Origin of the sequence: Streptomyces sp. NPDC007875 (assembly GCF_042868035.1) — a bacterium.
GTDB classification, from domain to species: Bacteria; Actinomycetota; Actinomycetes; order Streptomycetales; family Streptomycetaceae; genus Streptomyces; species Streptomyces antimycoticus.
Genome location: NZ_JBIADZ010000008.1, coordinates 23,278 through 43,869, shown reverse-complemented (window position 1 = coordinate 43,869; position 20,592 = coordinate 23,278). Strand labels below are relative to the sequence as shown.

Genomic DNA, 20,592 nt, shown 5'->3' with positions numbered 1-20,592 from the left:
ATACCCGCCCAGGACGCAGAGGAGCCCCGATGGCGACAGACACCGCGCGGGCCGCCGGTCCGGCAGGGGTGACACGGCAGGGCAGCGTGCTCGTGGACTGGGTCACCACCACCGACCACAAGAAGATCGGGCATCTGTATCTGGTCTCGTCGTTCGGCTTCTTCCTGGTCGGCGGCGTGCTGGCGCTGGTGATGCGCGCCGAGCTGGCCCGTCCGGGCCTCCAGGTCGTCTCGCAGGAGCAGTTCAACCAGGCGTTCACCCTGCATGGCACGATCATGCTGCTGCTCTTCGCGACCCCGGCCTTCGCGGGGTTCGCCAACGAGATCATGCCGCTGCAGATCGGCGCGCCCGATGTGGCCTTCCCGCGCCTCAACATGCTGTCGTACTGGCTGTATCTGTTCGGCGGGCTGATGGTGCTGGCCGGTCTGGTGGTGCCGCAGGGCGCCGCGGCCTTCGGCTGGACCGCCTATGCCCCGCTCAACAGCGCGATCCGCTCCCCCGGTGTCGGCGCCGATCTGTGGATCATGGGGCTGGCGCTGTCGGGCTTCGGGACGATCCTGGGCGCGGTGAACTTCCTGACCACCATCATGGCGATGCGCGCGCCGGGCATGACGATGTTCCGGATGCCGATCTTCACCTGGAACACCCTCTTCACCTCGATCATGATCCTGATGGCGTTCCCGGTGCTGGCGGCGGCGCTGCTGGCGCTGGAGACCGACCGGCGGTTCGGGGCGGTGGTCTTCGACGCCCAGTACGGCGGACCGCTGCTGTGGCAGCACCTCTTCTGGTTCTTCGGCCATCCCGAGGTCTACATCATCGCGCTGCCGTTCTTCGGCATCATCACCGAGATCATCCCGGTCTTCTCGCGTAAGCCGATCTTCGGCTATGTGACGCTGATCGGCGCGACCATGGCCATCACCGGGCTGTCGATGGTCGTCTGGGCCCACCATATGTTCGCCACGGGATCGGTACTGCTGCCCTTCTTCTCCCTGATGTCGTTCCTGATCGCGGTGCCGACCGGAGTGAAGTTCTTCAACTGGATCGGCACCATGCTGGGCGGCTCGGTGTCCCTGGAGGCGCCGATGCTGTGGGCGGTCGGGTTCCTGGTGAGCTTTCTCTTCGGGGGGCTCACCGGCGTCATCCTGGCCTCGCCGCCCATGGACTTCCATGTCACGGACACGTACTTCGTCGTGGGCCACTTCCACTACGTGGTCTTCGGGACGGTCGTCTTCGCGATGTTCGCGGGGTTCTACTTCTGGTGGCCCAAGTTCACCGGGAAGCTGCTGGACGAGCGGCTGGCCCGGATCCACTTCTGGACCCTGTTCACCGGCTTCCACACCACCTTCCTGGTGCAGCACTGGCTGGGGGTGGAGGGGATGCCGCGCCGCTACGCCGACTATCTGGCGGCGGACGGCTTCACCGCGCTCAACACCGTCTCCACGATCGGCTCCTTCCTGCTGGGCCTGTCGACCCTGCCGTTCCTCTACAACGTCTGGCGGACGGCCAGGTACGGCACGAAGGTGGAGGTCGACGACCCCTGGGGGTTCGGCCGCTCCCTGGAGTGGGTGACCTCCTGTCCCCCGCCCCGGCACAACTTCACCACGCTGCCCCGGATCCGCTCCGAGTCACCGGCCTTCGATCTGCACCATCCCGAGGTGGCGAGCCTGGAGCAGGACCGGCGGCTGAAGGCGCGGGGCACGATCAGCCCAGGGCCCGATCCAGCCGGTCCCTGATCTCCCGGATGTGGTCGCTCAGCTCCACCGGCTCGCGCACCTCGAAGTCGAAGCCGCTCAGCGCGATATGGACCACCAGCTCATCGAGGCTGCGGGCGCCGGTGTGCAGCAGACAGCTGTGCTCGTCGACGGCCTCCAGCACCCCCACCAAGGGCGAGAACCGCTCGGCCGCCCGCTCGGCGGACACCCGCAGCAGCACGGTGGCCCGCTGGGAGTAGACCGAGGTGGTGATGCCCCGGGCCACATAGGCGGCGATGTCCTCGGCGGGCGGGCGGCGCGGGGTGAACCGGGGGCCGTGCGGCGGGGTCGGGGTGATCCGGTCGACCCGGTACGTACGCCAGTCGGCGCGGTCGACATCCCAGGCCACCAGGTACCAGCGGCGCTGCGCGGCGACCAGCCGGTGCGGTTCGGCGGTACGGCGGGTGAGGACACCGCCGTGGTCGCGGTACTCGAAGCGGAGCTGATGGCAGTCCCGGCAGGCGGCGGCCAGCTCGGTCAGCACCCCGGGGTCCACGCCGGGGCCTGGACTCCAGCCGGACAGCGGCACGGTGAAGGCGCTCAGCGCGCCCACCCGGCGGCGCAGCCGGTCCGGCAGCACCTGCTCCAGCTTCGCGAGAGCCCGTACCGAGGTCTCCTCGATGCCCTCGACCCCGCCGCCCGCGGCCTGGCGCAGCCGCACCGCGACCGCCACCGCCTCCTCGTCGTCGAGCAGCAGCGGCGGCAGTTGGGCGCCCGCGCCCAGTTGATAGCCGCCGCCGGTGCCCGGCGTGGAGTGCACGGGGTAGCCCAGCTCGCGCAGCCGGTCCACATCGCGGCGCACGGTGCGCGGGGTGACCCCGAGCCGGTCGGCGAGATCCGCGCCGGACCATTCGCGGTGGGCCTGCAACAGGGAGAGCAGGCGGAGCAGGCGGGCCGAGGTCTCCAGCATGCGGCCGAGTCTGCCACCGATTGAGGACAGTCCTGGTCCGCAAAGCGCTCCTGCTCGCCTGGCTGCTCTCCCGGGATCAGACGGGCGCCTCGATCCGCACCGCCAGATCGTTGTCCCGGGTGTAGTACGGCTGGGCCTGCGCCTCCCCGTGCGGACCGGCCACCGTGCGCGGCGGGTAGGTGAAGATCTCCTTCTTGTCCGCGACATCGTCCAGGATCCGGGCGAGCCGGGCCGGGGCCATGGACGCGTCCGCCGGGCGCAGCCACAGGTCCCAGACGTGCGCGCCGCCGTCCCAGCTCCGCGCGAGCTCGGCGTAGGAGAGCGTGAAGGAGAAGTCCGGGCCGTCCACCACCAGCGGTGCCGTCCGCACCGGGGCGGCGCCCCGGCGGCAGCGGGCCTCGACGACCGCCTCGGCCAGCCACTCGGACGGGTACGCCACGCGGTAGAGCCGCCCCCGGACGGCCATCGTGTCGTCCTCCAGCCGTATCTCCCCGGCCTCGGCGTGGGGCGCCCGCCGCCAGCTGCGCAGCGAGAGATTGCCGTGCTTGGTGGCGTAGGGGATGCGGACGGACAGCGGGGAGGTGCTCGGCCCGGGCCGGCGGTCGACGAGCGAGCGCAGATCGTTCAGGCCCGGGGCGAGCCGCTGCGGCTCGGTGTCCCGGTGGGCCACATGGACGTCCCAGCGGCCCTCGGGCAGGGCGACATTGCTGGGCAGGGCGGCCTGCAGCCGGCCGTCCGCGGTGGGGCCCAGCGGCAGCCGCACCTCCCCGTCGGGGGTGTCCTCGGCGCCCCGGCGGACCAGCACCAGCGCACCGCTCCAGTCGTCGTGGCCGCCCGGGCCGGGCCGGGCCCAGTCGGCGATGTGGAAGGTGAGCCCTCCGGCGGAGTCCGCCACGCAGTCGGCGCGGGCGGGGGCGGCCTCGGGGGCCTCACTCATCCTGTCCTCCTCGACGTGCTGCGCTGCCTGTGCCGTTGCACTCATGCGACACGCACCTTCCGCAGGGAGTCCTTGGTGGCGAACGCGCCACTGAGCAGGGAGCCGCGGGCGCGGTGCAGGGAGCCCCGCAGCCCGCTGCGGCCGATCAGACCGGAGAACAGCGTCTCGTAGCGCCCGGCCACCCGGGAGGGGTCGAAGCGGGCCGAGTCCTTCAGCGCCGCCTGTCCCATCTGCTGGCGCAGCTCGTCGTTGTTGATGAGGTCGAGCAGCGCGGCGGCGATGGCGTCGGTGTCGCCGGTGGGCACGAGACGGCCGTCCACCCCGTTGTCGATGATCTCCGCGGGCCCGTGCGGGCAGTCGGTGGACACCACGGGAAGGCCGCAGCGCATCGCCTCCACGATGGTCATGCCGAACGACTCCAGGCTGGAGGTGACGGCGGCTATGGAGCCCTTGGCCCACTCGGGGTCGAGCGGATTGGCCGGGCCCATCAGGAAGACGTGGTTGTAGAGGCCGAGCTGGTCGATGAGGGCGCGCAGCTTGGCGTGCTGGGCGCCGCCGCCGTAGATCCGCAGCCGCCAGTCCGGGCGGGCCGCGCTGACCTTCGCGAAGGCGCGTATCAGCAGGTCGTAGCGTTTCACCGGGGCCAGCCGACCGGCCGCGACAACCCATTTGCCGGTGCCGTCGGCGGGCTCGAGACCGGGCTCGGGCACGCTGTTGGGGACCGCCTCGACCCGTACACCCGGCAGCCGCATCTGGTCGCGGTAGGTCCGCGCGTCGGCCTCGGTCACGGTGGTCACCGCGTCCAGCCGGGGATAGACGGCGCGCAGGGCCCGCTTCAGCCCCTTGGAGTGGGTGCCCAGCGTCAGATGCTCCTGGCCGACCCGTACCGGACCGCGGCGGGCCGCGCGGGCGATGTGGACATTGAGCCCGGGGCGGGTTCCGACAACGATATCGGCCTCGAGGCGGCGGAGATGGTCCCCGATACGGCGGTCGGTGAGGGCGCTGTACTGCTTGTAGCGGCCCTCGGACGCGGGGAAGACCTCCGCCGGGCGGCCGTGGTCCGGGTCGGCGCCGTCGTAGGACGGGCTGTTCTTCCGGATGTCCACGAGATGGCTGAGCCGCACCCGCGGACCGGGGTCGAAGATCGGCTGGTCGCGGTGGCGGAACACCGACACGATCTCCACATCGTGCTGCTCTCCCAGGGAACGGGCGAGGTTGTACGTGGTCCGGATCGTCCCGCCGATCCCGTACGCGTTGTGAATAAGGAAAGAGATGTGCATCCGGCCCCGTATCCCATGGCTTCCCCGCGGACGGGTGTGTCGTCCGCCTACCACGGTGTAAGACCGAGAAAGGTGGCACAGGGTTGGGTTTCATCACCTTCTTGTGCCCCAACAGATGCGCAATCGGTAGGAAGTCGGGGGAACTTTCCGGCCCGACGACGCATCAGACCCCGGGGCGGCCGGGCCGCGTGACCCCCGCCCCGCATGGCCCGTTGTCTACGTATGAGCCGGGGACCCACCCCGCGCACCCACCGAGACCGAGGAGCCACCCGTGCCGCGCATGCTCGACGTCAGCAATGACGTACGCGCCGAGATCGGCGACGAAGAAGCCGACCGGCTGCTCGCCGGGGACAACGCCCCGGGCGCTTACGACTGCACGTCCTGCCGCACCCCCGGCAACACCGAGCAGGAGCGGACCAGCACCGTGCTCTTCGTGGGACAGGAGACGGCGGTGCTGGCCTTCGCGCACGCCACCTGCGTGCCCTCCCAGGTCGTCCCGGTCTCCGAGGACCAGTTGCGCGGTGCGGTGCGGTCCATCACGGCTGAGGACACCGCGCCGTCCTACGCGCCCCCCGTCCCGGCCGCCGCGCATGCTTCGGCGCCGCACTTCCCCGCCCCGGCCGCCCCGCCCGCGTACCCCGCCCCGGCGCCATCGCCCGTGTCTCCCGCCACCGCCTCCCACACCTCCGCGCCCTCCGGCCACGCACCGGCGCCCCAGCAAGCGGTGCTCGGCGTGACCAGCGGGGTGGTGCTGGTGGGTCAGGAGGCGTGCCCGGCACTGGTGGTGGAGCCGACCGCGCCGATCATCCGCCCCGGTTCGCCCGGGCACGGCGACGAGTTCCTGCAGCTCCTCAGCGAGCAGGGGTTCGCCCCGGTGGTCGACCTGGGCCGGCCGCCCGCGCCCAACCCCGGCTGGTCGGTGCTGCTGGCCATGGGGCGGCTGCACGCGGTGCTGATGCCGGCCCCGGGCGGCGGCCGCCCGGTGGCCTGGTGGCAGGCGCACAGCCCCATGCCGCTCAGCGAGGGCTGGCGGAGCGCCGTCGGCCGTTCCCAGAAGGTGCTGATCTACGCCGCGGCCACGGGCACGATCGGCACCCAGCCGCGCGAGGACCAGCTGCGCGCGGCGCTGGACCGGGCCGCGGCGCGCGGGGCGCTGGTCGGTGCGTCGATGCCGCTCGCGGGCACATGACCGCCGCCGTCCCGGACCTCCCACCGGACCTCGGCGACCCTTGGTGGGCAGCCCATTCGCCACCGATGCCGCATCCCACGGGCGGCCGGGTCGTTGGCACATACGTGCACGCATACGACCTCTCCTACCGATCCCCGTCATACGGCTGCATTCCGGCCATGCGCCCCGCCTTGGAGGCAGCGCACGATCCCTGGCGCCACTCCGCCACGCCGATCTACGACGCGTTGTACGCGGAGTACCGGAGGCTGTTCCGGGCGCTGCCCGGCGACCGCTCGGACGAGGAGAACATGGAGTTCGTGGCGTTCGCCGCCATCGGCCAGCCCCGGGGCCTCGTCAGCGGCGGCCAGGGCCGCCCGGACAGCCACAGCGGGGCCTGGCACACCGACGAGCTGTACTACCGCGGCTATCTCCCCGCCCTGCCGCCCGGCCGGAGCGAGGAGCGGGGCCACACCTACTGACGTGGACACCTACTGACGTGGTGCCGTCATGCGCGCCCGGCGGGCCGGGACCGACCCGCCGCTGAGCGCGCCAAGCGCCGCCGACCCGCCGCCGGACGGTGCGTCCGGGGCCGGGATGGCGTCAATCGCGCGCCGCCGCCGTTACCTCTTGCGGCCGCGCTTTTCGCGCACCCGCACCGAGATCTGCAGGGGCGTCCCCTCGAAGCCGAACTCCTCGCGCAGCCGCCGCTCGATGAAGCGGCGGTAGCCCGCCTCCAGGAAGCCCGAGGCGAAGAGCACGAACCGCGGCGGCCGGGTGCCGGCCTGCGTCCCGAACAGGATCCGCGGCTGCTTGCCGCCGCGGATCGGATGCGGGTGGGAGGCGACGATCTCGCCGAGGAAGGAGTTGAGCCGCCCGGTCGGGACCCGGGTCTCCCAGCCGGCCAGCGCCGTCTCGATCGCCGGGACCAGCTTCTCCATATGGCGGCCGGTGCGCGCCGAGACATTGACCCGTGGCGCCCACTGGATCTGCCCCAGCTCCGTTTCGATCTCGCGCTCGAGGTAGTAGCGGCGCTCCTCGTCGAGGGTGTCCCACTTGTTGTACGCGATGACGAGCGCGCGCCCGGCCTCGACGGCCATCGTGATGATCCGCTGGTCCTGGACGCTGATGGACTCACTGGCGTCGATCAGCACGACCGCGACCTCCGCCTTCTCCACGGCGGCCGCGGTGCGCAGCGAGGCGTAGTAGTCGGCGCCCTCCTGGAGGTGGACCCGGCGGCGGATACCGGCGGTGTCGACGAACTTCCAGGTGATGCCGCCGAGTTCGATGATCTCGTCGACCGGGTCGCGGGTGGTGCCCGCCAACTCGTTGACGACCACCCGCTCCTCGTTCGCGACCTTGTTGAGCAGCGAGGACTTGCCCACGTTCGGGCGGCCGACCAGGGCGATCCGGCGCGGTCCGCCGAGCGTCGCCCCGAAGGTCTGGGCCGGGGCCTCGGGCAGCGCCTCCAGGACCGCGTCGAGCATGTCGCCGGTGCCACGGCCGTGCAGCGCGGAGACAGGGTACGGCTCACCGAGGCCGAGCGACCACAGCATGGCGGCGTCCGCCTCGCCGCTGGGCCCGTCGACCTTGTTGGCGCACAGCACCACGGGCTTTCCGGCCCGGCGCAGCAGCTTGACCACGGCCTCGTCGGTGTCGGTGGCGCCCACCGTCGCGTCCACGACGAAGACCACCGCGTCGGCGGCCTCGATCGCGAACTCGGCCTGGGCCGCCACGGACGCGTCGAGACCGAGCACGTCCTGCTCCCAGCCGCCGGTGTCGACCACCTTGAAGCGGCGGCCGGACCACTCGGCCTCGTAGGTCACCCGGTCGCGGGTGACCCCGGGGCGGTCCTCCACGACCGCCTCACGGCGGCCGAGAATCCGGTTCACCAGGGTGGACTTGCCGACGTTGGGGCGGCCGACGACGGCCAGCACCGGCAGCGGGCCGTGTCCCGCCGCGGCGAGGTCGCCCTCGACCTCCTCCAGGTCGAAGCCCTCTTGCACGGCGAGCTCCATGAACTCCGCGTACTCGGCGTCGCCAAGCTCCCCGTGCTCGTCGCCGCCGTTGTGGATCTGGTCGTTCATGAAGATTTCCTCGTCGTCCCTCAATACCGCGGCCGCCCCTGAGGGCTCGCGGATCTCATGTCTGGTCTGGGCGGCCGGTCAGCCGCCGGGCGGTGCCCAGATGCGCGCCCAGCCGCTTCTGGATGCGCTCGGTGGCCTGGTCCAGGGCCGCCCGCGTCCGCCTGCCACTTCCGTCTCCCGCCTCGAAGGGGTCGCCGAACACCACGTCGACCCTGCTGCGCAGCCGGGGCAGCGCCCTGGCCCGCCCGTCGCCGCCGCGCGGGGCGGCGGTGCCGAGCACCGCCACCGGCACGATCGGCGCGCCGGAGCGCACGGCGAAGTACGCGAGACCCGAGCGCAGCGACGCGAAGTCGCCCTCGCCGCGGCTGCCCTCCGGGAAGATCCCGAGGACCCCGCCTCGCTCCAGCACGCCCAGGGCCTGGCCGATCGCAGCGCGGTCGGCGCTCGCACGGTCCACCTTCAGCTGCCCGATACCGCGCAGGAACGGGTCCAGCGGGCCGACGAACGCCTCCTTCTTGACCAGGAAGTGCACCGGCCGCGGCGAGGTGCCGATCAGCATCGGGCCGTCGATGTTGTGGGAGTGGTTCCCCGCGAGGATGACGGGCCCGGCGGACGGGATCCGCCATGCGCCCAGCACCCGGGGCCGCCACAGCCCGTACATCAGGCCGATGCCGATCCGCCGCGCCACGACGGCCCCGGCCGCGCTGGGAAGCGTCGCGTCGGTGGCGCTCACGCGACCGTCCGCTTCTCCTCGACGAGAGTGACGACGCACTCGATGACCTGGTCGAGGGTGAGCTCGGAGGTGTCCACCTCGACCGCGTCGTCCGCCTTGGCGAGCGGCGAGGTCTTACGGCCGGAGTCCAGGGCGTCCCGCCTGGCCAGCGCGGCCTGGGTGGCGGCCAGGTCGGCGGCCTCCTTGCCCTTCAGCTCACCGCTGCGGCGGGCCGCCCGGACCTCCGGGGAGGCGGTCAGGAAGATCTTGATGTCGGCGTCCGGGAGGACCGTGGTGCCGATGTCCCGGCCCTCGACCACGATGCCGCGCGGCGCCTCGGCGGCGATGGTCCGCTGCAGCTCGGTGATCACGGCCCGCACCTCGGGCACCGCGCTGACCGCGCTGACCCGTGAGGTGACCTCCTGGGTGCGGATCGGCCCGGAGACATCGGTGCCGTCGACGCTGATCGTCGGGGCGGCCGGGTCGATACCGGAGACGATGTGGGGCTTGGCGGCGGCGTCGGCCACGGCCACGGCGTCGTCGACGTCGATGCCGTTGGTCACCATCCACCAGGTGATCGCCCGGTACTGGGCGCCGGTGTCCAGGTAGCCCAGGCCCAGCTTGGCGGCGACGGCCTTCGAGGTACTGGACTTACCCGTGCCTGCGGGGCCGTCGATCGCGACAATCACTGCTGCCGGGGCGGTCCGGGCGGCGGTTTCCACGGTGACAGACACCTTTCGTGTGCACGGGGCTGAGTTGAACGGGCCATGTGAGCCTCGGACAAGGTTACTGGCTTCCCACGGGCGGCTTCGCACCCCTGTGGACGGCCCCCGTCCGCCCGGGCGCCGGGCGGACGGCTCCGCCGTTACTGCCGGATGGACCATCCCCGCTCGCGCAGGGCCTTGGTGAGCCCCGGGGCCGCCGAGGGCTCGACCATCAGCTGGATCAGACCGGACTGCTGCCCGGTGGCGTGCTCGATCCGGACGTCCTCGATGTTGACACCCGCCCGGCCCGCGTCGGCGAAGATCCTGGCCAGCTCGCCCGGCTGGTCGCCGATGAGCACCGTCACGGTCTCATAGACGGCCGAGGCGGCGCCGTGCTTGCCCGGCACCCGCTCGCGCCCGGCGTTGCCCCGGCGCAGCACGTCCTCGATACCGGCCGTGCCGTCACCGCGCTTGGCCTCGTCGGCGGACTGGAGCGCGCGCAGCGCCCGCACCGTCTCGTCGAGATCGGAGGCGACGGCGGCGAGCACATCGGCGACCGGGCCGGGATTGGCGGAGAGGATGTCGATCCACATGGCGGGGTCGGAGGCCGCGATCCGGGTGACGTCGCGGATGCCCTGCCCGCACAGCCGCACCGCCGTCTCATCGGCGTCCTGCAGTCGCGCGGCGACCATGCTGGACAGCAGGTGCGGGGTGTGCGAGACGAGCGCCACCGCCCGGTCGTGGGCCTCGTCCTCCATCACCACGGGCACCGCCCGGCAGAGCGCGACGAGCTCGAGCGCGAGGTTGAGCACCTCGGTGTCGGTGCCGCCGGTGGGCGTGAGTACCCAGGGCCGCCCCTCGAAGAGGTCGGCGGTGGCGGCCAGCGGCCCGGAGCGCTCCCGGCCCGCCATCGGATGCGTGCCGATGTAGCGGGTCAGATCGCTGCCGAGGGCCTCCAGCTCGCGGCGCGGGCCGCCCTTGACGCTCGCGACGTCCAGCACGCCGCGGGCCAGGCCGCGGCGCAGCACATCGGCCACCGTCCCGGCCACGTACGCCGGGGGCACGGCGACGATCGCCAGGTCCACGGGCCCCTCGGGCTCGCCCTGTGTCCCGGCGCCGAGCGCCTCGGCGGTGCGGGCCTGGTCCGCGTCATGGTCGGCGAGGTGCACCTGGACGCCGCGGCCGGCCAGGGCCAGCGCGGCGGAGGTGCCGATCAGGCCGGTGCCGATGACGAGCGCGGTTCTCATTGGGCGATGTCCTTGCGGAGGGCGGCGGCGGCGCCGAGGTAGACATGGGCGATCTCGGACTTGGGCAGGGAGGTCTCGATATGCGCCAGGATGCGGACGACGCGGGGCATGGCCCCCTCGATGTCCAGCTCCTGGGCGCAGATCAGCGGCACGTCGGTGATGCCGAGCTTGCGGGCGGCGGCCGCGGGGAAGTCGCTGTGCAGATCGGGGGTGGCCGTGAACCACACGCTGATCAGATCGTCGGGGTCGAGGGCATTGCGCCCGAGTATGGCCGTCAGCAGCGCGGAGACCTGCTCATGCATGTGCTCCGGCTCGTCCCGCTCCAGCTGGACCGCCCCGCGGACCGCTCGTACCGCCACGTCTCGCTCCCTGTGCGCGCTGTGCCCTGTCGTGCGTCGGGCGCGGCCGCGTCGCCGGCCGCACTCCCGATCAGCCTAACGAGCGGGTCCGACAGGCTCCCGGGGCGACCGCTGGACGAGACGCGGCGGGCCGCCGACGGCCGGGGCCGTCAGCGGTCCCGGTCCCTCGGCCTCAGAGGTCCCCGGCCTCAGAGGTTCCCGGTCCTCAGAGGTCGACCTCGCGCATCAGCATGCCGACCTCGGTGTTGGTCATCCGGCGCAGCCAGCCGGACTTCTGGTCGCCGAGCGCGATCGGGCCGAAGGCCGTCCGCACCAGCTTGTCGACCGGAAAGCCCGCCTCGGCGAGCATCCGCCGCACGATGTGCTTGCGGCCCTCGTGCAGGCTCACCTCGACCAGATAGTTCTTGCCGGTGTTCTGCACCACACGGAAGTGGTCGGCGCGGGCGTAGCCGTCCTCCAGCTCGATACCGCTCTTGAGCCGCTTGCCGAGGTCGCGCGGGAGCGGGCCCTGGATGGCGGCGAGATAGGTCTTCTTCACGCCGTAGCGGGGGTGGGTGAGGCGGTGGGCCAGCTCACCGTGGTTGGTGAGCAGGATGATGCCCTCGGTTTCGGTGTCGAGCCGGCCGACGTGGAAGAGCCGGGTCTCGCGGTTGGTCACGTAGTCGCCCAGGCACTGGCGGCCGTCGGGGTCCTCCATGGTGGAGACGACACCGGCGGGCTTGTTCAGCGCGAAGAAGAGGTACGACTGGGTGGCCACGGTCAGCCCGTCGACCTTGATCTCGTCCTTCTCGGGGTCGACGCGCAGCCCCTGCTCGGTCACGATCTTGCCGTTGACCTCGACCCGGGCCTGGTCGATCAGCTCCTCACAGGCACGGCGCGAGCCCATCCCGGCGCGGGCGAGGACCTTCTGCAGCCGCTCGCCCTCCACCTCGCCGAAGGTCTTGGGCAGCGCGACCCGCGGCTTGTCGTGGCGGGCGCGGTTGCGCTCCTCCATCTGCGCCTCGTACTCGCGCGGACGGGCCGGGGCGTTCGGCTTGCGGCCGCGGCCGCCGACGCCCTTGGGGGCACCGCTCTTGGCCGTGCCTCCCTTGGGGCCGCCTTTGGGGCCGCCCTGGGAGCCACCCTTGGGACCCGACTTGGGGCCGGGGCCCGCCTGGGGGCCGCCGCCCACGTCGTAGCGGCGCTCCTCGGGGCGGGGGCGGCCGGCGCGCTGCTGCTGCTCGTCGCGCCGGTTCCCCGCGCCCCGGTAGTTGTTGCCGCCGCTACCGCTGCCGCTGCCCCTGCTGTTCCTGCCGCTGCTTCGCATCAAGTTTCCGTCTGAGAGTGGCCGCTACGGGCTCGGTGTTCTACGTCGTCGTGCGCGTCATCGCTGTCGATGGCGTCCGGATCGAACGAGGGCACGCCCTCCTGGGACTCGCCCTCGACCGCGTCTGCCTCGGGGAGGAACGGCGCGAGCTCCGGAAGCTCGTCCAGCCCTCGCAGGCCCATCCGCTCCAGGAAGTAGTTCGTCGTCCTGTACAGGATCGCACCTGTTTCGGGTTCCGTGCCCGCCTCCTCGACCAGTCCCCGCTGCAGGAGGGTCCGCATCACGCCGTCGCAGTTGACACCGCGGACGGCCGAGACACGGGAACGGCTGACCGGCTGACGGTACGCGACCACCGCGAGGGTTTCCAAAGCGGCCTGGGTGAGCCGGGCCTGCTGGCCGTCCAGGACGAACCCCTCGACGGCGGCGGCGTAGGCCGGGCGCGTGTAGTAGCGCCAGCCGCCCGCGACCAGCCGCAGCTCGAAGCCCCGGCCCTGCGTCGCGTACTCGTCGGCCAGCTCGCGCAGCGCGTCCGCGACGGCGCGGCGCGGTCGCGCCAGTACCTTGGCGAGGTGCTCCTCGGTGGCCGGCTCGTCGACGACCATGAGGACGGCCTCCAGGGCGGGCTTGAGGTCCAGCTCGGCGACCTCGGAGAGCCCGGCGGGTGTCCGCTGCTCGCTCAACTCGGTACCTCCTCCTTCTCCTTCTCCGGCTCCGGCGCGGCCGTCTCGCTACGCGGCTTGTCCTGCGGCTCCGCCTGGGGCTTGGTCCGGGGCTTGGCCTGGGCCTCCTGGTCGAACTCGTCGGTGACCAGCGGCTCCCGCCCCGCCTCGCCCGTCCAGCGGACCATGAGCGACCCGAGCGCCTCCGGCTGATCGAGCAGGACCGCGCGCTCGCGGTAGAGCTCCAGGAGCGCCAGGAAGCGCGCGACGACCGTAAGGACGTCGGGAGCATCCTCGGTGAGCGCGGCGAAGGTGGCCTCCCCCAGCTCCCGCAGCCGCGCGACCACCACCTCGGCCTGCTCCCGGACGCTGACCAGCGGGGCGTGGATGTGGTCGATGTAGACCTGCGGCTTGGGCTTGGCCTGCATCGCCTTCACGGCCAGCTTGGCGAAGCCCTCGGGGCCGATGCTGATGACGACGTCGGGGAGCAGCTCGGCGTGGTGCGGCTCCAGGCCGACCGTACGGGGGTGACGGCTGGCCTCGGCGATCAGCCGGTCGTTGAAGATGTCCGCGATCTGCTTGTACGCGCGGTACTGGAGCAGCCGCGCGAAGAGCAGGTCACGCGCCTCCAGCAGCGCCAGGTCCGCCTCGTCCTCGACCTCCGCGGCGGGCAGCAGCCGGGCCGCCTTGAGGTCCAGCAGGGTCGCCGCGACGACGAGGAACTCGGTGGTCTGGTCGAGGTCCCAGTCCGGCCCCATGGCGCGGATATAGACCATGAACTCGTCGGTGACCTTGGAGAGCGCGACCTCGGTGACGTCCAGCTTGTGTTTGGAGATCAGCTGGAGGAGGAGGTCGAAGGGCCCCTCGAAGTTGTCCAGCCGCACGGTGAACCGATTGCCGCCGTCCTCGGCCTGCGCCTCGCCGCCTTGCGCCTCGCCGCCCTGCGCCTCGCCCCGGCCGGTCCCGCCGGTGTCACTCCCGCCGCTCTCCTCGGTCCCGTCACCGGCGTCGCTCCCGGCCCCGGCCGCGTCGCCACCGTGCCCGCCCGCGGAGGGCGCCACATCGAGGTCGGCCCGCGCATGCACCGGCTCCGGCTCGCCCCTCGGCACGGCCTGCTCCTCCGGGGCGGCGATCCGCGGCGGGGGCGGGGCGGCGGGCTCAGCGGTCGCCGGGACCACGGCGGCGGGCTCGGTGACCACCGGGGGCGACTCGGGCTCGGTGACCGTCGGGGGCGACTCGGGCTCGGCGTCCGGCGCGGCGCTTCGCTCTGGTGCCGCGTCGGGTGCCCCGGGCCCTGCGTCCGCCTCAGCGCGGCCCTCCGGGGCCGCCTCGTCTGCCTCAGGCTCGGCCTCCGGCGCAGGGGTGCCCGGTGCCGCCTCGCGTTCCCCGGGCTCGACGTCCGGCTCGGCAGTGGCCTCACGCGCCGCGTGAGCGCCGCTCTGCGGCTCTCCGGGCGCCAGGGGCGAGCTGGGCTCGGGCGACGGCGGCGCAGGGCGCTGAGAGGCCGTCTGTGGGGGCGGGAGCGCGGTGGAACGCTCCGAGGGACGGTCCGGGCCCGCGTCGGGGGGCGCCGCGCCGGGGCCTCGGCCGAGGGTGCGGCGAGGGGGGCGGGGCGGCGGGGCGGAGTCGTCGTTCGTCGGCATCGCGGTCCAGGGTGCTCAGGGCCGGGCGGGGCAGCCCGTACGACCGGGCAGGCTATCGCCCGGCCCGGTCAACGGCCGCGGAGGCGGCGCACCAGGATGCTCGCGTCGCCGCGCGACTCGAGGTCGGCGAGGACGACCGCGACCGCCTCGCGGACGATCCGGCCGCGGTCGACGGCGAGCCCGTGCTCGCCGCGGAGCACCAGTCGCGCGTGCTCGAGGTCCATCAGCTCCTCGGCGGAGACATAGACCGTGATCTTCTCGTCGTGGCGCTCGCGCCCGCTGGGCCGACGGTTCGCCGCCCGTGCGCGGCGGCGGGCCTGGCCGCTCTGCTCGGCCGCGGCCGAACCACCCTGGGCCGGGCGGCCCTTGGGCCGGTCCCCGGCCGCGGGGCGCCGCTCGCCGACCGCGTCCTGGGAGGCCGCCGTCTCGCGTCCCATGTGTTCGCCCGAGCCGGACTGCTCACCGTCCGGGCGCTGCTCCTGCCCTTCCCGGGGCTCGGCGTCGGGGTCGGCGGCGGGCGGGGGCACCCGGGGGCCCTCACCGTTCGCCTGGCGGCGCCCGGAGGCGGGAGCGGAGGACTGGAGCCCCATCCCTCCCGTGGTGCGGAACAGTTCGTCGGCTCCCGGCAGACTCACTCGGCGTGACACCGGGCGAGCACCTCCCTGGCGAGCTGGCGATAGGCGGCGGCACCGACGGAGTTGGACGCGTACGTGGTGATCGGCTCGCCCGCGACCGTGGTCTCGGGGAAGCGGACCGTGCGGCCGATGACCGTGTGGTAGACGTGATCGTCGAACGCCTCGACCACACGGGCGAGGACCTCACGGCTGTGCACGGTGCGCGAGTCGTACATCGTGGCGAGGATGCCGTCCAGCTCCAGGTCGGGGTTGAGCCGCTCCTGGACCTTCTCGATCGTCTCCGTGAGCAACGCCACACCGCGCAGCGCGAAGAACTCGCACTCCAGCGGCACGATCACCTTGTGCGCCGCGGTGAGCGCGTTGACGGTGAGCAGACCGAGCGAGGGCTGGCAGTCGATGACGATGTAGTCGTAGTCGGCCATCAGCGGCTTCAGGGCGCGCTGCAGGGTCGACTCCCGGGCGACCTCGCTCACCAGCTGCACCTCGGCGGCCGACAAGTCGATATTGCTGGGGAGCAGATCCATGTTGGGCACGGCCGTCTTCAGCAGCACCTCGTCGGCCGACATGCCCCGCTCCATGAGCAGGTTGTAGACCGTGAGGTCGAGCTCCATCGGGTTGACCCCGAGGCCGACCGACAGGGCGCCCTGCGGGTCGAAGTCGACGAGCAGCACCCGGCGGCCGTATTCGGCCAGGGCCGCGCCCAGGTTGATGGTGGAGGTGGTCTTACCGACCCCGCCCTTCTGGTTGCACATCGCGATGATCTTCGCTGGACCGTGATCGGTCAGCGGCCCCGGGATCGGGAAGTACGGCAGCGGGCGCCCGGTGGGGCCGATCCGCTCGCGGCGCTGGCGGGCAGCGTCGGGCGCGAGCGTGGCCGCGTATTCGGGGTCTGGCTCGTACTCCGCGTCCGGGTCGTAGAAGTGCCCGTCGGGGAGGTCGTCGTAGTCGGCGAAGCGGGCGGGATCCGTGCCCCCCTGGTCGCCGGCCATGGCGTTCACGTGATGGCCGTCCATGCTGTGGCTCTGGTGGGCTGTCGTCGGGCTCTGGCGGGTTGCGAAGGTACGGACAGCGACGGAGCCGACAGCCTCGAGCCCCGAGGGGCCCTGGCCCCGCGCAGCCGGTCCTGGTTGACCACCCCCGGGAGAAAATGTCGACTCATTCACAAGTCGTCCTACCTCCTTGGTGACCAGGAAATTTCTCTATAGGTCAGCGTGACACCATGCCGACGGTTGGCGACTCTATGGCGTGTCGGCGGTCCGCAGCAACACAATCCACCGGACACGGCATGATGTGTCGGCAATCGAACACCCCGATGTCAAGGGCGTGTGAACGGCGCCGCGGAGATTTCACCGCCGCATAAAGCGTCTGAATAGTTGCATTTAGGGCGAGTTGGCCGAGCCGTGGGCCACCCGTGATACGGGGCACAGCGGACACACCTTCGGCCGGGCCTCGCCCTTCGACAAGACCCGGCCGGATGCCCATTGTTGACATGTGGTTGACGGTCCGGGTTGACCGTCCGGCAACCGGAGTTCACCCGCTCCGGCGGCCGGGCCGGTGAACTCCGAGCGTCATTCAGCCGATCAGCGAGCTCAGTTCGACCGCGGGCAGGTCGTGCGCCTCGGCGACCGGGCCGTAGACAACCTGTCCCTCATGGGTGTTGAGCCCCTTGGCCAGCGCGGCGTCCCGGCGCAGCGCGTCCCGCCAGCCGCGGTTGGCCAGCTCCACGATGTACGGGAGCGTCGCGTTGGTGAGCGCGTGGGTGGAGGTGTTCGGCACCGCGCCGGGCATGTTCGCGACGCAGTAGAAGACCGAGTCGTGGACCGCGAAGGTCGGCTCGGCGTGAGTGGTGGGGCGGGAGTCCTCGAAGCAGCCGCCCTGGTCGATCGCGATGTCGACAAGGACACTTCCCGGCTTCATCCGGGACACCAGCTCGTTGGTGACCAGCTTGGGCGCCTTGGCGCCCGGGATGAGCACCGCGCCGATGACCAGGTCGGCCTCGAGGACGGCCTTCTCCAGCTCGAAGGCGTTGGAGGCGATGGTCTGCACCCGGGTGCCGAAGATCCGGTCGGCCTCGCGCAGCTTGTTGATGTCCTTGTCCAGCAGGGTGACATGGAAGCCCATGCCGATGGCGATCTGGGCGGCGTTCCACCCGGAGACCCCACCGCCGATGACCACGGCCCGCGCGGCGGCCACACCCGGCACCCCGGCGGGCAGCACACCACGGCCGCCGGCCGAGCGCATCAGGTGGTACGCGCCGACCTGCGGCGCGATCCGGCCCGCGACCTCGGACATCGGCGCGAGCAGCGGCAGGGCGCGGTTCGCGGTCTCGACGGTCTCGTAGGCGATGGCGGTGGTGCCGGACTCCAGCAGCGCGTCCGTGCAGGCCCGGGAGGCGGCCAGATGCAGGTAGGTGAAGAGCGTCTGACCCTTGCGCATCCGGTGGTATTCCTCCGCGACGGGCTCCTTGACCTTCAGCAGCAGGTCGGCGGTGGCCCAGACCTCGTCGGCGGTGCCGAGGATGCGCGCACCGGCGGCGGTGTATTCCTCGTCCGTGATGGAGGAGCCGAGGCCCGCACCCTGCTCCACGACGACCTCATGGCCGCCTCGGACCAGCTCGTGCACACCGGCGGGGGTGATGGCCACACGGAACTCGTTGTTCTTGACCTCGCGGGGGATACCGACCTTCACGTCGATCACGGTCCTTGAATGGGGGGAAAGGAACATATCGCCATAGCCAGCCATGGGTCCGTACACCATCGACCATAGACAGGCAAACCGGAACGCGTCCGCATGCCGGAGACGACCGCAACAATCGCGGTACGGCCAGTCTAATGAAGGACGTCGCGCTGTCTAGCCTTGCAATGCATCAATCTTTTGGAAGACGACTACTGATTTCGTAGGTCGGCTGGGCTTCCTTCGCCACTCTGAGGTGACGGACCCATGTCCTCCGCCCCCGCCGTGGCGCTCTTACGGGCGGTGCGCCGCAGCGACCGCGCCACCGCCGGGTCCCCGCCGAGCCGGTCCATCGCGTCCGCCGCATAGCCCGCCAGATCGGCGTGCAGCCCGGTGTCACCGCAGGTCCGGGCGGCCGCGGCGGCCTCCGCCCAGGTGCGCAGCGCCTCCCTCGGCCGCCCGGTGCGCTCCTGGGCGCCCGCGGCGCCGCTGAGCGCCCGCGCATACCCCGGCCGGTCCCCCGCCCGGCGGCAGGCGGCCGCGGCGGCGCGCCAGTCGCGCAGCGCCTCGCCCCACTGCCCGGCGTAGCCGTGGACGGTGCCGAGCCGTGCGTACATCCGGGCGGCCGCGGACAGATCGCGGCGGCTCAGCCGCAGCTCCAGGGCGCGTCCGTACCAGTCGGCGGCCCGGTGCCAGTCCTCCAGCTCCTGGTACATACCACCGATCGACTCCAGCGCCCGCCCGGTCGTATACGGATCGCCCGACTCACGGGCGGCCTCGAGGGCGCTCTTGTACCGCGCGAGGGCCTTGTCCACCCGGGCCGCCCCGGCGTCCAGATCGCCGAGGTTCAGCAGCGCGGCCGCCCGCTCCACCGGCAGATCGCGGCGCCGGGCCACGTCCAGCACCAGCTGATGCAGCCCGTACAGCTCCACCGCGGCGCCCTCGGCACCCCGGTGGGCGGTGAGGGCGTGGGTCAGCGCGGCCACCAACCGCCGTGCCAGCGTGTCGAGTTCACCGGTCTCCACCGCCAGCCGCGCGGCCTCGATCAGCGTGGGCAGCCGGGCCTCCAACCATTCCGCGGCCTGGGCCGACGACGAAAAGCGCAGCGGCTTCGGCATCCCGGCCAGCTTCTTGCGGCCCGGCGAACCGGCGGGCTCGGCGGCCAGTCGGCACGCGTGCAGCTGCCGTACGGCACGCTCCAGCATCCGCGCCCGCGCCAGCTCCACCTCCGCCGGGCGCTCCTCGGCCGCCAGCCGCTCCCGCAGCAGCGGATCGAGACAGCCGGGCACCTGGTAGTCGCCCGGCCCGCGCGGGCGCAGCATCCCGTACGCGGCGAAGCCCTCCAGCGCCGCCTCGCCGTCCGCCACCGAGCATCCGGCCAGCGCGGAGGCGGTCTGGGCGTCGGCCGATCCGCCGGGCGCCAGCACCAGCAGCCGCAGCATCCGGGCGGCGGCGGACGGCAGCGCGGCGTAGGCCAGCCGGAAGGCGCGGATCAGCGGGCGGGCGCCGTGGTCGAGATCACCGTCGTCCGGCGGCAGTTCGCGCAGCCGGGCCAGCGCGTCGGCGACCGACGCCTGAGGGCGGGCGGCGAGCCAGCCGCCGACCAGGACGAGCGCGGCGGGCTGGCCCGCGCACTCCTCGACGAGGGACTGCGCGGCCACCGGGTCGCAGGTGATCCGGGTGGGGCCGGTGTACTGCGCCAGCAGCCCGACCGCCGCGCTCACATCCAGCCCGCCCACCGTGCACGGCCGCACATCCGGCACCCCGGTCAGCGGGCCGCGCGAGACGGCGACCACCAGGCAGTCGGGCTCGTCGGGCAGCAGCGCGTCCACCTGCTCGGCACCGGCCACGTCGTCGAGCAGCAACAGCACCCGCTTGCCGTCCAGCGCCGCGCGCAGCGCCTCGCTCAGATCGTCCTCGTCCGCGCCCGGCGAGGCGCTCACGCCGAGCCGTCCGAGCAGCTCACGGGCGGTGCGCTCGGTGGGAACGGGGTCACCGGCGGAGGTCGTCAGCCGGGCGCTCAGCACTCCGTCGGGGTAGCCGTCGGCGAGCCGCCGGGCGAGCTCCTCGGCCAGGGCCGTACGGCCCCAGCCGGGGCGGCCCGCGATCAGCAGCACCCGGCTGCGGGCGGCCTTACGGCCGGCGAGGGTGTCCAGGCCCGCGCGCTCGATATCGGCCCGCAGCGAGAGCAGCTCCCGCCGCCGCCCGGCGAACCCCCGCCCCACGGTGGCCGCCGCCGCGAACAGCACGGCCCGGGTCGCCCCGCTCCACACCCCGCCGTCCTGAGGGTCCGCGCGTCCGGCCGCGGAGCGCTGCCGCGGCGGGGTCTCGGACGAGGGCGCCGGGTCCTCCGGCGAACGATGGGGGCGGTCCTCCGGCGAACGATCGGAACGGGCCTCCGGCGGACGGCCGGAAGCGGACGAAGCGGGCGTGGCGGACGGCGGCTGCCGCTTCCTTGGGGCCGCCGGCTCCCCCTCGGTGTCGACCGCCTGCTCCGCCACGGGCCCACTCCCGTCCACCTGCG

The 20,592-nt window shown here is 72.7% G+C and carries 17 protein-coding genes and 1 pseudogene; 3 read left to right on the top strand and 15 right to left on the bottom strand.

What is annotated here, in order from left to right; all coding sequences use genetic code 11:
- Positions 1-29 precede the first annotated feature (29 nt).
- On the top strand, positions 30-1,733 hold the full coding sequence (ctaD, locus tag ACFYOY_RS18180; protein ID WP_351886276.1) for a cytochrome c oxidase subunit I: 1,704 nt from the start codon (positions 30-32) through the stop codon (positions 1,731-1,733).
- On the opposite strand, the pseudogene ACFYOY_RS18175 reads toward ctaD, so the two are convergent.
- The 3 genes and pseudogenes from ACFYOY_RS18175 to ACFYOY_RS18165 all read right to left on the bottom strand — a co-directional run.
- A pseudogene (locus tag ACFYOY_RS18175) lies at positions 1,705-2,661 on the bottom strand (helix-turn-helix transcriptional regulator); the annotation flags it as partial. The gene ctaD and the pseudogene ACFYOY_RS18175 overlap by 29 nt on opposite strands.
- 76 nt (positions 2,662-2,737) lie before the next feature.
- Positions 2,738-3,598, bottom strand: coding sequence for a hypothetical protein (locus tag ACFYOY_RS18170; protein WP_351886398.1), 861 nt, complete (start codon positions 3,596-3,598; stop codon positions 2,738-2,740).
- Between the two features lie 41 nt (positions 3,599-3,639).
- Complete coding sequence (locus tag ACFYOY_RS18165) at positions 3,640-4,878, bottom strand: glycosyltransferase family 4 protein (RefSeq protein WP_388588005.1); 1,239 nt, start codon at positions 4,876-4,878, stop codon at positions 3,640-3,642.
- A 280-nt stretch (positions 4,879-5,158) separates the two neighbouring features.
- Between ACFYOY_RS18165 and ACFYOY_RS18160 the strand changes: the two genes are divergently transcribed.
- The gene (locus tag ACFYOY_RS18160) at positions 5,159-6,067 is read left to right on the top strand and encodes a hypothetical protein (RefSeq protein ID WP_351886401.1); all 909 of its coding nucleotides are present in this window, start codon (positions 5,159-5,161) and stop codon (positions 6,065-6,067) included.
- Between the two features lie 158 nt (positions 6,068-6,225).
- Positions 6,226-6,525: a hypothetical protein gene (locus ACFYOY_RS18155; RefSeq protein WP_351886282.1), complete on the top strand. Its 300-nt coding sequence runs from the start codon at positions 6,226-6,228 to the stop codon at positions 6,523-6,525.
- Positions 6,526-6,666: 141 nt separating this feature from the next.
- On the opposite strand, the gene der is transcribed toward ACFYOY_RS18155, so the two are convergent.
- The 12 genes from der to ACFYOY_RS18095 all read right to left on the bottom strand — a co-directional run bounded on the left by der (position 6,667) and on the right by ACFYOY_RS18095 (position 20,317).
- A complete protein-coding gene (gene der, locus ACFYOY_RS18150; protein WP_388588003.1) occupies positions 6,667-8,130 on the bottom strand; it encodes a ribosome biogenesis GTPase Der in 1,464 nt (487 codons plus the stop codon).
- Positions 8,131-8,185: 55 nt separating this feature from the next.
- Entirely contained in the window at positions 8,186-8,902 is a 717-nt protein-coding gene (locus ACFYOY_RS18145) for a lysophospholipid acyltransferase family protein (RefSeq protein WP_351886286.1), read from the bottom strand.
- Positions 8,860-9,564 carry a (d)CMP kinase gene (cmk, locus tag ACFYOY_RS18140; RefSeq protein ID WP_351886289.1) on the bottom strand — a complete coding sequence of 235 codons (705 nt, stop codon included), beginning with the start codon at positions 9,562-9,564 and terminating at the stop codon, positions 8,860-8,862. The genes ACFYOY_RS18145 and cmk overlap by 43 nt, the downstream gene beginning before the upstream one ends.
- 143 nt (positions 9,565-9,707) lie before the next feature.
- Positions 9,708-10,793 carry a prephenate dehydrogenase gene (locus ACFYOY_RS18135; protein WP_351886291.1) on the bottom strand — a complete coding sequence of 362 codons (1,086 nt, stop codon included), beginning with the start codon at positions 10,791-10,793 and terminating at the stop codon, positions 9,708-9,710.
- Positions 10,790-11,152, bottom strand: a complete 363-nt coding sequence (aroH, locus tag ACFYOY_RS18130; protein WP_208518005.1) for a chorismate mutase — start codon at positions 11,150-11,152, stop codon at positions 10,790-10,792. The genes ACFYOY_RS18135 and aroH overlap by 4 nt, the downstream gene beginning before the upstream one ends.
- Before the next feature lie 205 nt (positions 11,153-11,357).
- Entirely contained in the window at positions 11,358-12,458 is a 1,101-nt protein-coding gene (locus ACFYOY_RS18125; protein ID WP_351886297.1) for a pseudouridine synthase, read from the bottom strand.
- Positions 12,458-13,138, bottom strand: a complete 681-nt coding sequence (gene scpB / locus ACFYOY_RS18120) for an SMC-Scp complex subunit ScpB (protein WP_059146883.1) — start codon at positions 13,136-13,138, stop codon at positions 12,458-12,460. Before scpB ends, ACFYOY_RS18125 begins: the two co-directional genes overlap by 1 nt.
- Positions 13,135-14,760, bottom strand: coding sequence for a segregation/condensation protein A (locus tag ACFYOY_RS18115; protein ID WP_351886300.1), 1,626 nt, complete (start codon positions 14,758-14,760; stop codon positions 13,135-13,137). The genes scpB and ACFYOY_RS18115 overlap by 4 nt, the downstream gene beginning before the upstream one ends.
- Positions 14,761-14,828: 68 nt before the next feature.
- On the bottom strand, positions 14,829-15,407 hold the full coding sequence (locus tag ACFYOY_RS18110) for a hypothetical protein (protein WP_351886303.1): 579 nt from the start codon (positions 15,405-15,407) through the stop codon (positions 14,829-14,831).
- Complete coding sequence (locus ACFYOY_RS18105) at positions 15,392-16,408, bottom strand: ParA family protein (protein WP_020872375.1); 1,017 nt, start codon at positions 16,406-16,408, stop codon at positions 15,392-15,394. The genes ACFYOY_RS18110 and ACFYOY_RS18105 overlap by 16 nt, the downstream gene beginning before the upstream one ends.
- Before the next feature lie 559 nt (positions 16,409-16,967).
- A complete protein-coding gene (gene ald / locus ACFYOY_RS18100; RefSeq protein ID WP_351886403.1) occupies positions 16,968-18,083 on the bottom strand; it encodes an alanine dehydrogenase in 1,116 nt (371 codons plus the stop codon).
- Between the two features lie 197 nt (positions 18,084-18,280).
- Positions 18,281-20,317: a tetratricopeptide repeat protein gene (locus ACFYOY_RS18095; RefSeq protein ID WP_351886405.1), complete on the bottom strand. Its 2,037-nt coding sequence runs from the start codon at positions 20,315-20,317 to the stop codon at positions 18,281-18,283.
- Positions 20,318-20,592: the final 275 nt, after the last annotated feature.